The 13,688-nt window shown below is 65.9% G+C and carries 12 protein-coding genes and 1 tRNA gene; 10 read left to right on the plus strand and 3 right to left on the minus strand.

Going from position 1 to position 13,688, the window contains the following annotated elements; genetic code table 11:
- Nucleotides 1–4: 4 nt before the first annotated feature.
- Nucleotides 5–685, minus strand: coding sequence for an FAD-dependent thymidylate synthase (gene thyX / locus KP010_RS00445; protein ID WP_142862481.1), 681 nt, complete (start codon nucleotides 683–685; stop codon nucleotides 5–7).
- Nucleotides 686–933: 248 nt separating this feature from the next.
- Here thyX and ubiE point away from each other — a divergent pair, with 248 nt between their 5' ends.
- From ubiE to KP010_RS00460, 3 genes are read left to right on the plus strand one after another with little or no spacing between them, the layout of a single operon-like run.
- Entirely contained in the window at nucleotides 934–1,695 is a 762-nt protein-coding gene (gene ubiE, locus KP010_RS00450) for a bifunctional demethylmenaquinone methyltransferase/2-methoxy-6-polyprenyl-1,4-benzoquinol methylase UbiE (RefSeq protein WP_142862480.1), read from the plus strand.
- 36 nt (nucleotides 1,696–1,731) lie between these two features.
- Nucleotides 1,732–3,300 (plus strand): 2-polyprenylphenol 6-hydroxylase, encoded by a 1,569-nt coding sequence (gene ubiB, locus KP010_RS00455; protein ID WP_142862479.1) that lies wholly within the window; start codon nucleotides 1,732–1,734, stop codon nucleotides 3,298–3,300.
- Between the two features lie 5 nt (nucleotides 3,301–3,305).
- Nucleotides 3,306–4,214 carry a hypothetical protein gene (locus tag KP010_RS00460; RefSeq protein ID WP_142862478.1) on the plus strand — a complete coding sequence of 303 codons (909 nt, stop codon included), beginning with the start codon at nucleotides 3,306–3,308 and terminating at the stop codon, nucleotides 4,212–4,214.
- 150 nt (nucleotides 4,215–4,364) lie between these two features.
- On the opposite strand, the gene KP010_RS00465 is transcribed toward KP010_RS00460, so the two are convergent.
- Nucleotides 4,365–5,366 carry an adenosine kinase gene (locus KP010_RS00465; RefSeq protein ID WP_142862477.1) on the minus strand — a complete coding sequence of 334 codons (1,002 nt, stop codon included), beginning with the start codon at nucleotides 5,364–5,366 and terminating at the stop codon, nucleotides 4,365–4,367.
- Nucleotides 5,367–5,683: 317 nt separating this feature from the next.
- On the opposite strand from KP010_RS00465, the gene KP010_RS00470 reads away from it, so the two are divergent.
- From KP010_RS00470 to fba, 3 genes are all read left to right on the plus strand, one after another.
- Entirely contained in the window at nucleotides 5,684–6,559 is an 876-nt protein-coding gene (locus KP010_RS00470; protein ID WP_142862476.1) for a phosphoribulokinase, read from the plus strand.
- Between the two features lie 13 nt (nucleotides 6,560–6,572).
- Entirely contained in the window at nucleotides 6,573–8,573 is a 2,001-nt protein-coding gene (gene tkt / locus KP010_RS00475; protein WP_142862475.1) for a transketolase, read from the plus strand.
- Nucleotides 8,574–8,838: 265 nt separating this feature from the next.
- Complete coding sequence (gene fba, locus KP010_RS00480; protein WP_108915999.1) at nucleotides 8,839–9,921, plus strand: class II fructose-bisphosphate aldolase; 1,083 nt, start codon at nucleotides 8,839–8,841, stop codon at nucleotides 9,919–9,921.
- 53 nt (nucleotides 9,922–9,974) lie between these two features.
- On the opposite strand, the gene KP010_RS00485 is transcribed toward fba, so the two are convergent.
- Nucleotides 9,975–10,337, minus strand: coding sequence for a hypothetical protein (locus KP010_RS00485; RefSeq protein ID WP_142862474.1), 363 nt, complete (start codon nucleotides 10,335–10,337; stop codon nucleotides 9,975–9,977).
- Between the two features lie 178 nt (nucleotides 10,338–10,515).
- Here KP010_RS00485 and rpe point away from each other — a divergent pair, with 178 nt between their 5' ends.
- The 4 genes from rpe (at nucleotide 10,516) to KP010_RS00505 (ending at nucleotide 13,614) form a co-directional block, all read left to right on the plus strand.
- Nucleotides 10,516–11,202 (plus strand): ribulose-phosphate 3-epimerase, encoded by a 687-nt coding sequence (rpe, locus tag KP010_RS00490; protein WP_142862543.1) that lies wholly within the window; start codon nucleotides 10,516–10,518, stop codon nucleotides 11,200–11,202.
- An 83-nt stretch (nucleotides 11,203–11,285) separates the two neighbouring features.
- Complete coding sequence (locus tag KP010_RS00495) at nucleotides 11,286–12,776, plus strand: pyruvate kinase (RefSeq protein WP_142862473.1); 1,491 nt, start codon at nucleotides 11,286–11,288, stop codon at nucleotides 12,774–12,776.
- 80 nt (nucleotides 12,777–12,856) lie between these two features.
- Nucleotides 12,857–12,931: transfer RNA gene (locus KP010_RS00500), tRNA-Gln, on the plus strand.
- A 290-nt stretch (nucleotides 12,932–13,221) separates the two neighbouring features.
- Nucleotides 13,222–13,614 carry a hypothetical protein gene (locus KP010_RS00505; protein ID WP_216280277.1) on the plus strand — a complete coding sequence of 131 codons (393 nt, stop codon included), beginning with the start codon at nucleotides 13,222–13,224 and terminating at the stop codon, nucleotides 13,612–13,614.
- Nucleotides 13,615–13,688: the final 74 nt, after the last annotated feature.

The raw sequence follows: 13,688 nt of genomic DNA on the forward strand, positions 1-13,688 counted from the left end.
GGGCTCAGAACCGCCCCGCTTTCCAGGCCGCGACCGCGACCGGGACGATGGGCTCGATGAGCGTCTCCATCGCCTCGGCATAGACGCGAATCTCATATTGCGCGTGCGGATCGGCCCGGAGCGACAGAAACTTGAATAAATTCAGCAAATTGACCTTTGCGAACATATGGCTGTAGGTGGACACTGGCAGAACCGTGCGGGCGAGCTCACGCGGCCAGCCCGCGGCCAGCAGCTCGCGATATGTGGCGAAGGCGGCCTCGAAGCCGGCGCGCAGCTTCTCCACCTCGGCGCGGCGCGCCTCGAGATCGCCGCCGGGCTGGCGGCCCTGCTTATTGGTCGTCGCCTGTTCGCCGATGTTTTCCGGGTCGGGGAGGTAATAGGTCTCCGGCAATTCGCGGTAGCGGCCGGAAAGCTCATTATAGGTCCAGGTGCGGTGACGGTGCCATTGGCGCAGCACGAAGATCGGCGCCATCACCTCGAATTGGAACTCCACCACCTCGAAGGGCGTCGTATGGCGGTTCTTCCAGAGGTAATCGATGAGCTTCTTGTCCGAGCCCTCATTCTCGCCGGCGCGCCAGGCGGCGTCATAGGAGACACGGGCCGCGCGCACGATGGAGAGGTCCGAGCCCATATGATCGACGAGGCGGACGAAACCATGGTCCAGGACTTTGATCTGATCGGACATTCGTTTCTCTTCAAAGCGCTCCGCGCGCCCCCTCCCCGGCCCTCCCCCGCTCTGCGGGAGAACGGGACGCCTACGATCGGCGTTTCGCAAAACCTCGGACAGCCCCGAACCCTACTCCCTCTCCCGCGAGGGCTGGGGAGGGGGCGCTCGGGCTCCGCGCCCTCATCTACGCCCATTTCGCCCCCAGCCATAGCCATAGGCGCGAAGGCGCGTTATATCGCCCGGAACGCCACCGGACGCGAGAGATTATGACCTCTGAGCACGAGACCTCGACCCATTTCGGTTTCTCCGAAGTCGGATTGGATGAAAAACAGGGCCTCGTGGACGATGTTTTCCACAAGGTGGCGCGCCGTTACGACATTATGAACGATCTGATGTCCGGCGGAATGCACAGGCTGTGGAAGGATGTCTTCGCCGCCAAGGTGCGGCCCTCCCGCCGCGGCCCCTTCCGCCATCTGGACGTCGCCGGCGGCACGGGCGACATCGCCTTCCGCATCGCCAAGGCCGCCGGGCCAGAGGCGGAGATCGTCGTGCTCGACATCAATGGCGACATGCTGGACGTCGGCCGCGACCGCGCGCAGGAGCGCGGCCTCTCCGACAAGCTGGAATTCGTCCAGGCCAACGCCGAATCCCTGCCCTTCCCGGACGCACATTTCGACGCCTATACGATCGCCTTCGGCATTCGCAACGTGCCGAGGATCGAGGTCGCGCTGGCCGAAGCGCATCGCGTGCTGAAGCCGGGCGGGCGCTTCCTGTGCCTGGAATTCTCGCAAGTCGCGATTCCGGGCCTCGACAAGATCTACGAGGCCTATTCCTTCAATGTGATCCCGGCGATCGGCAAGCTCGTCGCCGGCGACGGCGAGCCCTATCGCTATCTCGTCGAATCCATTCAGCGCTTCCCCCGCGCGGACGAGTTCGAGCGGATGATCCGTCGGGCGGGCTTCCGCCGCACGGGCTTCGAGCGGCTGACCGGCGGCGTGGTGGCGATCCACTCCGGCTGGAAGCTCTGACCTTTCCTTAAAACTAAACGCGAACGGCGGCTCTTCGTGCTCATCGGCTTCGGGCATCTCTTCCGACTGGCGCGCGCCGGCTTCATTCTGGCGCGCGAAGGCGTGTTCAAGAGCGTCGATCCGGCGATCCTGCCCGTCCCGGCGCAATTTCTGCTGCGCTTCGGCAATCTCCTCGCCAAGCCCGGCAGCAGCGCCGGCGGCGCGCCGCAGGCGCTGGTGCGCGCCTTCGCGCAGATCGGCCCCTCCTATGTGAAGCTCGGCCAGTTTCTGGCCACGCGGCCGGATGTGGTCGGCGGCGAGATCGCCGACGCGCTGACCGCGCTGCAGGACCGCATGGAGCCTTTCGGCCGCAAGGCCGCGGTCGAGATCATCGAAAAAGCTTTCGGCAAGCCGATCGACGAGATTTTCCTCTCCTTCGGAGAGCCGGTGGCGGCGGCCTCCATCGCCCAGGTGCATCCGGCCCGCGTCGCCTATGCCGAGGGTGAGCGCAAGGTCGCGGTGAAGGTGCTGCGGCCGGATGTGGAACGTCAGTTCCGCCGCGACTTCGCCGACATGTATATTCTCGCCCGGGCCGCCGAGCGTTTCTCGGCGGAGGCGCGGCGGCTGCGGATGATCCAGGTCGTCGACACGCTGGCCCGCTCGGTGAAGCTCGAGACAGATTTCCGCCTGGAGGCGGCGGCGGCCTCGGAATTTCGCGACAATGTGGCGGATGATCCCGATATTCGCGCCCCCGGCGTCGATTGGGACCGCACGACGCGCGAGGTGCTGACGCTGGAATGGATCGACGGCGCGCCGCTGTCGGACATCGCCCGCGTCGCCGCCATGAGCCATGATCTCAAGGACCTCGGGCGGAAAGTGCTGCAGTCCTTCCTGCGCACGGCGATGCGAGACGGCTTCTTCCACGCCGACATGCATCAGGGCAATCTCTTCGTCGATCGCAAGGGTCGGCTCGTCGCCATCGACTTCGGCATTATGGGAAGGCTCGGCTTCAAGGAGCGGCGCTTTCTGGCCGAAATCCTGTTCGGCTTCATCACCCGCGATTACAAGCGCGTCGCCGAGGTGCATTTCGAGGCGGGCTATGTGCCGCCGATCCATTCGGTCGAGGAATTCTCGCAGGCGCTGCGCGCCATCGGCGAGCCGCTGCATACGGCGAATGCGCAGGACATTTCCATGGCGCGGCTGCTCACTCTGCTCTTCGAGGTGACGGCGCTGTTCGACATGCGCACACGCACCGAGCTGGTGCTGCTGCAAAAGACCATGGTGGTGGCCGAGGGCGTCGCCCGCTCGCTCGACCCGACGCTGAATATTTGGCGGACGTCCGATCCGGTCGTGCGCAGCTGGATCGAGGATAATCTCGGCCCCAAGGCCAAGCTCGAGGACGCCGGCCGCGCCGCGATCGAGGTCGCCAAATTCACGACGCGCCTGCCCAAGATTCTCAATGACGCCGAGGCCGCCGTCGAAATGCTGGCCTCCGCGGGCACGAAGGGCCTGCGGCTCTCGGAAGATTCGCTCGAAGGTCTGGCGCGGGCGCGGCGGCGGTCGGATCGCTGGTTCATGCTGGCCGTCGTGCTGGTGGCGCTGCTGGCCATTCACTGGATGAGGTGAGATCGATGATGGCGAAAACGGCGTCGCTCGCGCTCCTGCTCTCCTTCACGCCCATCGCCGCCACGGCCGCGACGCCGGAGGAAGCCTATCTCTCCCTCCGCAACCGCGCGACCGCCAAGCTGCGCAAGCTGGAGGCGGCCGGCAAAGCCGCCGGAGCGGCCGAGGCGGAGGAGCGGAAGACCCTCAAAGAGCTCGGCGAGAAGATGGAGGCGATCATCGGCCCCGTCTCCGTCCCTGGTTTTCAGAAGCTCGGCAGATACAGCATAGAGACGCTATTCGAGGGCGTCGGCGCGGATCAGCTCGACGGCCTCGCCTTCACCGGCGACGACGAGAAATCGCTGCTCACCGTCTCGACGCAAGGCCTCGCCGAGGCCTTTTTGCGCGCCCGTCGCAAGGATTGGGAGAAAAGCGAAAAGCCGCCGCAAACGCTCGGCGAGGCGCTGGCTTCGCCCTTTTTCTACACTCTGGCGGTGAGCCCGGATGCGGGCGTCGAGAAATACGCCGATCTGCCCATCGCCAAGCCCGCGGTGGCGACGCTCGCCGCCGCCATTCTGGACCTACGCAGCCAGGACGACGCCGGCGGCGTGCTGCCCGACGAGATCATCGTCGCCGTCGCCCGCGAAGGGCGGCTCTACATCGCCTCGACGCCTGCCAAGGCGAAGATCGAGTCTGCGCCCGCTTGCGAGAAAATCTGGGCCGAGCATCAAGCCGAGGCCAAGAAGGCGATGGAGTCCTATTCCGCCTCCGGCCTCGCCAATGAGAAGGATTTCGAGAACTACGCGAATCTGCAGGCCGAGGGCTCGACCGCCTTCCGCCGCTGCTTCGCCGAACATGCGAAATCGGAGAAATTCTTCGCCGCGCTGACGCAGGAGGCGCAAGCGCTCGCCGACAAATTGGCCGCGGCGAAGCGCTGAAGGACGCCACCCTCCCCTCTAGGGGGAGGGTCGGACCGCGAAGCGGTCCGGGGTGGGGTTCAACGGCGAAGACTCGGGGGTTTCACCCCCTCCCGAGCGCATTCGCGCTCGACCTCCCCCCTCTAGGGGGAGGTAAAAGCGCGCGTCGCGTCAGGCCAGCAGGCCGTGGTCGCGGGCGAGCTGCAGCAGATTCTTCTGCGGCCGCGCGCCGACATGGGCGATGACCTCCGCCGCCGCCAGAGCGCCCAGCGAGGCCGCGCCCTCATAGAGCGCGCCGCGCGCGAGGCCCGCCAGGAAGCCCGCGGCGAAGAGATCGCCGGCGCCGGTGGTGTCGACCAATTCCGTCACCGGATAGGCCGGAACGGCGACGCATTTCTTCCCCTCGACGACGACGACGCCTTTCTCCGAGCGCGTGACGACGCCGAGAAGATTAGCCTCGGCGCCGAGCGCCTTCACCGCGGTGGCGAAATCGGCCGTCTCATAGAGCGAATGCAATTCGCTCTCATTGGCGAAGAGAATATCGACGAGGCCGTCGCGCACCAGCCCCAGGAACTCGCCGCGATAGCGATCGACGCAGAAAGCGTCGGACAGCGAGAGCGCGACGCGATTGCCGGCGGCGCGGCTGGCCTTGGCCGCCTTCAGAAACGCCTCCTTGGCGGCCGGCGGATCCCAGAGATAGCCTTCGAGATAGAGAATTTTGGACGAGCGCACGAGCGCCTCGTCGACATCCTCCGGCCCGAGAGCCTGGCAGGCGCCGAGGAATGTGCTCATCGTGCGCTGGCCGTCCGGCGTCACCAGAATGAGGCAGCGTGCGGTGGCGGCGCCGTCGGCCGCGACCGGCGTCTCGAAGGCGACGCCCGCCTTGCGAATGTCATGGGCGAACTCGCGCCCGGCGTCGTCGTCCTTCACCTTGCCGATGAAGGCCGCGGCGAGGCCGAAGCCGGCGACGCCGACCAGAGTGTTGGCGGCGGAACCGCCGGACATCACCGTCGTCGGCCCCATGGCCGCATAGATTTCGGCGGCGCGGACTTCGTCGACGAGCTGCATCGCGCCCTTGTGCAGGCCGGCGGCGACCAGCTGATCGTCCTCCGCGCGCGAAAGAGTGTCGACAATGGCGTTTCCGACGCCGAGGACGTCATAGGTGGCGGACATGAAATCACCTGCTGCAGAACGGGGGCGCGAGCGCCGGAGCGCCCTTCCTAATCGACGCCGCCGGGAGGTCAACCGGCCGCCTCCCCGCGCGCCCGGTCGACGGCGGCGGCGGCGGGACGGGGGGAAACCGTAAATTTCACATAACACACTGATTCAACGTAATTATATAAAATGCGCCCGGGCGCGCGGGACGGCGCGCGGCAGCGTCCGAGATTTTTTTTGCGCGGGCCGAGCAAACGCCCGGCTTTTCTTGTAGGAGAATTACAGCGCGGCCTTCCGGCTCGCGCGTCCCGTTCCGGCCTGCGGTGAGCGTCGTCATGTCGATCAAGCATCCGATCATCTCGATCACCGGCTCGTCCGGCGCCGGCACCAGCTCGGTCAAACAGACATTCGAGCAGATTTTCCGCCGCGAGAAGGTGGAGGTCGCCTATGTCGAAGGCGACTCCTTCCACCGCTTCGACCGCGATCAGATGAAAGCGGCCATGGCCGACGCTCAGGCGCAGGGCAATCAGCATTTCAGCCATTTCGGCCCAGAGGCCAATCTGCTCGGCGAGCTCGAGACCTTGTTCAAGGAATATGGCGAGACCGGAAGCGGGCAATATCGCCATTATGTCCATGACGCGAACGAGGGCGCCGTGCTCGCCTCGCCGCCGGGCACTTTCACGCCCTGGCGCGAGCTGCCCGCCAATACCGATCTTCTGTTCTACGAAGGCCTGCATGGCGCGGTCGTGACCGAGGAGGTCAATGTCGCCCGCTATGCCGATCTCAAAATCGGCGTCGTGCCGGTCATCAATCTCGAATGGACGCAGAAGCTCCATCGCGACCGCAACACGCGCGGCTACACCACCGAGGCCGTCACCGAGACGATCCTGCGCCGGATGCACGATTATGTGTATTACATCTGCCCGCAATTCTCGGAGACGGACATCAACTTCCAGCGCGCCGCGACGGTGGACACATCCAATCCCTTCGTCGCGCGCTCCATTCCGAGCCCGGACGAATCGATCGTCGTCATTCGCTTTCGCGATCCGCGCGGCGTCGATTTTCCCTATCTCGTGACGATGATCGCCGGCAGCTGGATGTCGCGCGCCAATTCCATCGTCATTCCGGGCAATAAGCTCGATCTCGCCATGCAGCTCATACTCACGCCGCGGATCTTGGAGCTGATGAAACGCAAACGTGGCGAAGCCTGAGGAAACGAATCCGATGTCGAATGTTCTGGAGACTGTCGCCGAAGTCGCCGCGGCCGAGGACGAGCGCCGCGCCGCCAACGCCATTCGCGCGCTGGCGATGGACGCGGTGGAGAAGGCCAAATCCGGCCACCCCGGAATGCCCATGGGCATGGCCGACGTCGCCGCGGTGCTGTTTCGTCAATTCGTGAAATTCGACGCCTCGGCGCCGGACTGGGCGGACCGCGATCGCTTCGTGCTGTCGGCCGGCCATGGCTCCATGCTGCTCTATGCGCTGATTTATCTGCTCGGCTATCCGGGCGTTTCGATCGACGATCTGAAAAACTTTCGCCAGCTCGACTCGAAGACGCCGGGCCATCCCGAGTTCGGCCACACGATCGGGGTCGAGACGACGACCGGCCCGCTCGGCCAGGGCCTCGCCACGGCCGTCGGCCTCGCCATTGCGGAGCGGCTGCAGGCGGCGCGTTTCGGCGATGAGATCGTCGACCATCGCACCTATGTCATCGCCGGCGACGGCTGCCTGATGGAAGGCGTCAGCCATGAGGCGATCGATCTCGCCGGCCATTTGAAGCTCGGCCGGCTGATCGTGCTGTGGGACGACAATGGCATTTCCATCGACGGGCCGACGACGCTCTCCACCTCCACCGATCAGCTGGCGCGTTTCGCCGCCTCCGGCTGGCATGTGCAGCGCGTGGACGGCCATGCGCCGGCGGAGATCGCCGCCGCGCTCGCCGCCGCGCAGCAGGACCCGCGCCCGTCGCTGATCGCCTGCCGCAGCGTCATCGGCTATGGCGCGCCGGGCAAGCAGGGCAAGGAGACGGTTCACGGCGCGCCGCTCGGCGCCTCGGAGATCGAGCTCGCCCGCGCCGAGCTCGGCTGGCCCTATGAGCCCTTCGAGATTCCGGCGGAGACGCTGGAGGCCTGGCGCGCCGCCGGCCGCCGCGGGACGAGCGAAAGGCTCGCCTGGGAACAGCGCCTCGCCGCCTCCGGCAAGCGCGACGCATTCGAGAATTTTCTGAAAGGCGACGTCTCCGGCGCGGTGGCCGCGCCGCTGCGCGCGCTGCGCGAGAGCTTCGCCACCGAGCGGCCCAAGGTGGCGACGCGCAAATCCTCCGAGACCGTGCTCGGCGTCATCAACGCCGCGACCGACGCCACGATCGGCGGCTCCGCCGATCTCACCCATTCCAACTTCACCATCACCAAGGGGCTCGGCTCCGTCTCGGCGGAGAATTTCGCCGGCCGCTACATCCACTATGGCGTGCGCGAGCACGGCATGGCGGCGGCGATGAACGGCATAGCGCTGCATGGCGGCTTCGTTCCCTATGGCGGAACCTTTCTCGTCTTCTCCGATTATGCGCGCGGCGCGATCCGCCTCTCCGCGTTGATGGGCCAGCGCGTCGTCTATGTGCTGACCCATGATTCGATCGGCCTCGGCGAGGATGGTCCGACGCATCAGCCGATCGAGCATCTCGCCTCGCTGCGCGCTCTGCCCAATCTCTATGTGTTCCGCCCGGCGGATGCGATCGAGACGGCGGAGAGCTGGGAAATCGCCCTCAATGCGAAGACGACGCCCTCCGTGCTGAGCCTGTCGCGCCAGAATCTGGCGACGCTGGAGCGGCCGCTCGGCGAGAATCTCACCGCCCGCGGCGCCTATGTGCTGCGCGAGCCGAGCGGCGGGCGCCATGTAACGCTCATCGCCACCGGCTCGGAAGTGCAGATCGCGCTCGCCGCCGCCGACCTTCTGTGGACGCGGGGCGTGCGCGCCGCCGTCGTCTCCATGCCCTGCTGGGAGCTGTTCGAGACGCAATCGCCGACCTATCGCGCCAGCGTGCTCGGCTCGGCGCCGCGCGTCGCCATCGAGGCCGCCGCGCGGCTCGGCTGGGACCGCTGGATCGGCGAGCGCGGCGCCTTCGTCGGCATGACGGGCTTCGGCGCGAGCGCGCCGGCGGATGCGCTCTACGCCCGCTTCGGCATAACGGCCGAAGGCGTCGCCGGGACCGCGCAAGCGCTGCTCTGACGATCGGCGTGATCGGAACGGCGCCCGCGGCTTCGCGGGCGTCGCGCCGGCAGGAATGAATAGTCGATTTCGAGCTCGAACGAATAGACCAAGAGAAACCCTCGCGAGAGGGCGCCGCAATTCTCGGCGAGCGGCCGCGGGAGGTGATGACATCGCCCGCGCTCCGCTATATCGCTATCAGCGGAATCGGCCTGCGCCCCACTCATTGCTCTGGCGGCGCCGTCGTAGACTTCGATCGAATTCCGGCACTGGGAGGACACCGCAAATGGCGCTCATCACCCTGAGACAATTGCTCGACCACGCCGCCGAGCACGACTATGGCGTGCCGGCCTTCAACATCAACAATATGGAGCAGGGCCTCGCGGTGATGGAGGCCGCCGCCTCGGTCGACGCTCCGGTCATCATCCAGGCGAGCCGCGGCGCCCGCTCCTACGCCAATGACGTGATGCTCGCCAAGATGATCGAGGCGCTGGCGATCATGTATCCCGACATTCCGCTGGTCATGCATCAGGACCATGGCAATAGCGAAGCCACCTGCGCCAGCGCCATTCGCTTCGGCTTCACCTCGGTGATGATGGACGGCTCGCTGGAGGCCGACGGCAAGACGCCGGCGAGCTACGACTACAATGTCGCGGTGACGCGACGCGTCGTCGATCTCGCCCATTGGGTCGGCGCTTCGGTCGAGGGCGAGCTCGGCGTGCTCGGCTCGCTCGAGACCGGCGAGGGCGAGAAGGAAGACGGCCATGGCGCCGAAGGCAAGCTCAGCCATGACCAGCTGCTGACCGATCCCGCTCAGGCGGTGGATTTCGTCGCCCGCACCAAGGTCGACGCTCTCGCCATCGCCATGGGCACCTCGCATGGCGCTTACAAATTCTCACGCAAGCCGGACGGCGCCATTCTCGCGATGCATGTGATCGAGGAGATTCACAATCGCCTGCCGAACACGCATCTCGTGATGCACGGCTCCTCCTCCGTGCCGCAGGATTTGCAGGACGCGTTCAATGCGGCCGGTGGCGAGATGCCGCAGACATGGGGCGTGCCGGTCGAAGAGATTCAGCGCGGCATCAAATTCGGCGTGCGCAAGATCAATATCGACACCGATTGCCGCATCGCCGTCACCGCCTCCATCCGCGCGACGCTGCTGAAGAACAAGGGCGAGTTCGACCCGCGCAAATATCTGAAGCCGGCGCAGGAGGCGATGCGCAAAGTGTGCAAGCAGCGCTATGAGGAATTCGGCGCGGCGGGCCAGGCGAACAAGATCAAGCCGATCCCGCTCAGCGAAATGGCGAAGCGCTATGCCGCAGGCGCGCTCGATCCGCAATTCGCAGAAAAGAGGGCCGCGGAGTGATGCGGCGAACGGCGCGCCCTAAAACGTCGGGCGCGCCAAAGCTCGCTTCGAGCTTATTTGCACTGATTGAGATCGGGGCGATCGCCGGCGCAGAAATTCGCGCCCTTCGAGCTGGGCTTGCCGCTGGAAGCGAAGCCGCCCGTCAGCGTCGCGCCCTTGAAGGTCGCCGTCACGACTTTGTATTTCGTGATATCCAGGCGGGAATTGTCGCAATGCTTCAGCGCCACGGCGGAGCACTCGGCTTCGCTCTCGGCGGATTCCTGCGTGTCGCACTCCTGCTTGCCGTTGCACTTCTTGTAAGACTCCGCCTCCTGGCCGGCGCAGGCCGTGCGCTTGATGTGAACGACGCAATCGGCGGCGAAAGCGTTCGAGAACGGCAACGCCAGCAGCGCCGCGAGAGCGATGGCTTTTTTCATGGGATCCCCCCTCTATGTGATGTACGGCGGGCGAGCGGTTTTGAGCGCGCCTGCCATCTCATTGGTGCACCGCCATTACGAAATCTGCGTGACGCAAATCGACGCGGCCCGCCGAATCGCAATCGCAATCGGGGAGTCCCGCCAATCTCTCGACATCGACATAGACGGAGCCTCTCATATGCCCAATGACATCGTCATCGCTCCTTCCATTCTCTCCGCCGATTTCGCACGGCTCGGCGAGGAGGTGCGCGACGTCGTCGCCGCCGGCGCCGATTGGATTCATCTCGATGTGATGGACGGGCACTTCGTGCCCAACATCACCTTCGGCCCCGCCGTGGTGAAGGCGCTGCGCCCGCACGCCGCCTGCACTTTCGACGCGCATCTGATGATCGAGCCGATCGACCCTTATGTCGCGGCCTTCGCCGAGGCGGGCGCCGACATCATCACCGTTCACGCCGAGGCGGGCGCGCATCTGCATCGCTCGCTGCGGCTCATCCGCTCACTCGGCAAAAAGGCCGGCGTGTCGCTCAATCCGGCCACCAGCGAGCGCACGCTCGATTATGTGCTCGACGATGTCGATCTCATTCTCGTGATGAGCGTCGATCCAGGCTTCGGCGGGCAGAGCTTCATTCCCTCGCAGCTCGACAAGCTTCGGCGCATTCGCGAGATGATCGGTCGTCGCGACATCATGCTCGAGGTCGACGGCGGGGTGACGCCGCAGACGACGACGGCGATCGTCGAAGCGGGCGCGGACGTTCTCGTCGCCGGCTCCGCCGTCTTCGCCGGCGCGGGGGGTTCCGCCTATCGCGACAATATCGCCGCGCTACGTCATGCGGCGGCGGCGGCCGGCGCGCTCGCCGTGTGACGGCGCGTCGCACAGCGACGTTACGAAATCGTCATGATGGAGGAAGAAACCATGAGGGCCTCGCCGCGAATGGACCTCACCGGATGAACGACGCCAGACACAGGCCGGCGAGCGAGGCTCGCGCCGAACTCCACGAGCTATCGACCGCTCTGTCGCGCCTGCGCGAGGAGATCATCGCCGACGGCGCCGCCCTCCTCACACGCTGGGGCGAGCCCTTCACGCCGCAGGCCGCTCCGGCGGCGGAGAATCTCGCCCATTACATCGCCTTGCGGCGCCGCGATCTCAGCGCTCTGCAATCTCGCCTCTCGGCCTTCGGCCTCTCCTCGCTCGGCCGCAGCGAGGCCAAGGTGATGGAGGCGCTGGACGCGCTGCTCGCGACGCTCAGGCGGCTCGACGGCGAGGCCGACGCCCCCTACCCCACGCCGGCCGCGATGCGCGCCGGCGAGGACGCCTTGAGCGCCGCGCGCGACCAGATTTTCGGCACCGTCCCCACGAAGCCGCACGCCGTGGTGATGGTGACGCTGCCGAGCGAGGCGGCGAGCGAGCCTGCGCTCATCCGCCGGCTGATGGAGGCCGGCATGGGCTGCGCGCGCATAAATTGCGCGCATGACGACGCCGCCGCCTGGGAGGCGATGATCGCCAATATTCGCGGCGCGGAGGCCGCGCTCGGGCGCAATTGCCGCGTGCTGATGGATATCGCCGGTCCGAAATGCCGGATCGAGCAAGTGCGCGCGCCCGAGAAGCTGCGCCTCTACCGCGGCGACCGTTTCGCCATGGTCGCCGCGCTCGATCCGCGCGCCGCCGGGCCGGTCGCGATCCGCCCCTCCTTTCCGCAGGCGATCGACCAGCTCGCGCCGGGCGCCGAAGTGTGGATCAATGACGGGAAGATCGGCGCCCGCGTCATAGAGGCGCGCGCGGGCGCCGTGGAGCTGGAAGTGTTCAGCGCGCGCGGCAAGGGCGAGCGGCTGAAGGTCGAGAAGGGCCTCAATTTCCCCACCATCGATCTGCGCCTGCCGCCGCTGACGCCGAAGGATTTCCGCGATCTCGATTTCGTCGCGGCCAAGGCCGATCTCGTCGGCTTCTCCTTCGTGCAGGAGACGAGCGACGTCGATCTCCTGCAGGATCATCTCGCGGCGCGGCGCGGCGCGCTGCCGAAGCAGACGATCGTGCTGAAGATCGAGACGCCCCTCGCCGTGCGCAATCTGCCGCAGCTCATTCTGCGCTCGGCCCAGCATCATCCGACCGCCGTGATGATCGCCCGCGGCGATCTCGCCGTCGAGCTCGGCTTCGCGCGGCTCTCCGAAATGCAGGAGGAGATTTTATGGCTCTGCGAGGCCGCCCATGCGCCGGTGATCTGGGCGACGCAGGTGCTCGACCAGTTCATCAAGGACGGCGCGCCGAGCCGGGCCGAGACCACGGACGCCGCCATGGCCCAGCGCGCCGAATGCGTGATGCTGAACAAAGGGCCGTATCTCGCCGAGGCGGTGACATTCCTATGCGACGTGCTGGCCCGCATGGATCGCCATCAATCGAAGAAATTCGCCCGCTTCATGCCGCTGCGCGCCTGGGACTAGAGGCGCGCGAAAAAGTTGCGGAGCCGACGCCGGGGCATTATTGGATAGCCGCCGCCCGGCGACTCGGCCGGTCGGCGCATTGGGGCGTCGCCAAGTGGTAAGGCAGCGGATTTTGATTCCGCCATACGGAGGTTCGAATCCTCCCGCCCCAGCCAGAACTCCGCAAATCATTGGAATTGCTAGAAAATCGCCTCAGCTGGGGCGCGTTTCCACATCCGTGTGACACATGGCTGGCACACCACGGAGATTTTCGTGCCCGCCATCCCCCATGTCGTGCGTCGCGGCGCATACTATTATTGGCGGCGTCGACTGCCGTCGGCCCTTGCCGAATCGAGAAATTCTGCGACGCTGATTCTCGGCCGGGGCGCCAGCAACCCCGGGAGAGCGCGCTACCTCGCCGGCCAGATTTTAAGCGCTCGCCGATCGCTGTTTCTTTCCGGCCTCCATGACCCGCCGCCTCTCCCAGCCGCAAATCCAGAAGGTGTTCCACTATATAAAGATCGGAACGAGCGAAGTTCGGCGCGTCAAGAATCTGTATTCCGAGCGCTCGGTCGTCCTGCATCCAGAGCCCATCCGCCTCGGCTTTCTCGATTATGTCGTAGCCATGAGAGCGCTCGGCTATGAGATGGTCTTCCCCGATCTCAAATCGCCGACATCCTCGTCCCCTCTGGGCGATCGGCTCTATGACGAGCTGATCGCCAGGCTGCACCAAGCCATTCCCGACGCCGAGGAGCGCAAGAAGGTCGGGACGACATCATGGGGCATTCGGGCGCTACGCCGAGCGAGGAAATCTACTGCGACGCGATCGCGCTCGCCGACATGCTGCCGAGCATCATGAAGATTCCGATCGTGACGACGCATCGTAAGCGCACACCCGGCGCCGTTCACTCGGTGGGCTTGAAATTCCAGGGC

Origin of the sequence: Methylosinus sp. KRF6, assembly GCF_018887255.1 — a bacterium.
Lineage (GTDB): Bacteria > Pseudomonadota > Alphaproteobacteria > Rhizobiales > Beijerinckiaceae > Methylosinus > Methylosinus sporium.

Coding starts and splice junctions, on each gene's coding strand:
- thyX (WP_142862481.1), bottom strand. CDS start 685: ATGTCCGATCAGATCAAAGTCCTGGACCATGGTTTCGTCCGCCTCGTC.
- ubiE (WP_142862480.1), top strand. CDS start 934: ATGACCTCTGAGCACGAGACCTCGACCCATTTCGGTTTCTCCGAAGTC.
- KP010_RS00460 (WP_142862478.1), top strand. CDS start 3,306: ATGATGGCGAAAACGGCGTCGCTCGCGCTCCTGCTCTCCTTCACGCCC.
- KP010_RS00465 (WP_142862477.1), bottom strand. CDS start 5,366: ATGTCCGCCACCTATGACGTCCTCGGCGTCGGAAACGCCATTGTCGAC.
- KP010_RS00470 (WP_142862476.1), top strand. CDS start 5,684: ATGTCGATCAAGCATCCGATCATCTCGATCACCGGCTCGTCCGGCGCC.
- tkt (WP_142862475.1), top strand. CDS start 6,573: ATGTCGAATGTTCTGGAGACTGTCGCCGAAGTCGCCGCGGCCGAGGAC.
- fba (WP_108915999.1), top strand. CDS start 8,839: ATGGCGCTCATCACCCTGAGACAATTGCTCGACCACGCCGCCGAGCAC.
- KP010_RS00485 (WP_142862474.1), bottom strand. CDS start 10,337: ATGAAAAAAGCCATCGCTCTCGCGGCGCTGCTGGCGTTGCCGTTCTCG.
- rpe (WP_142862543.1), top strand. CDS start 10,516: ATGCCCAATGACATCGTCATCGCTCCTTCCATTCTCTCCGCCGATTTC.
- KP010_RS00495 (WP_142862473.1), top strand. CDS start 11,286: ATGAACGACGCCAGACACAGGCCGGCGAGCGAGGCTCGCGCCGAACTC.
- KP010_RS00505 (WP_216280277.1), top strand. CDS start 13,222: ATGACCCGCCGCCTCTCCCAGCCGCAAATCCAGAAGGTGTTCCACTAT.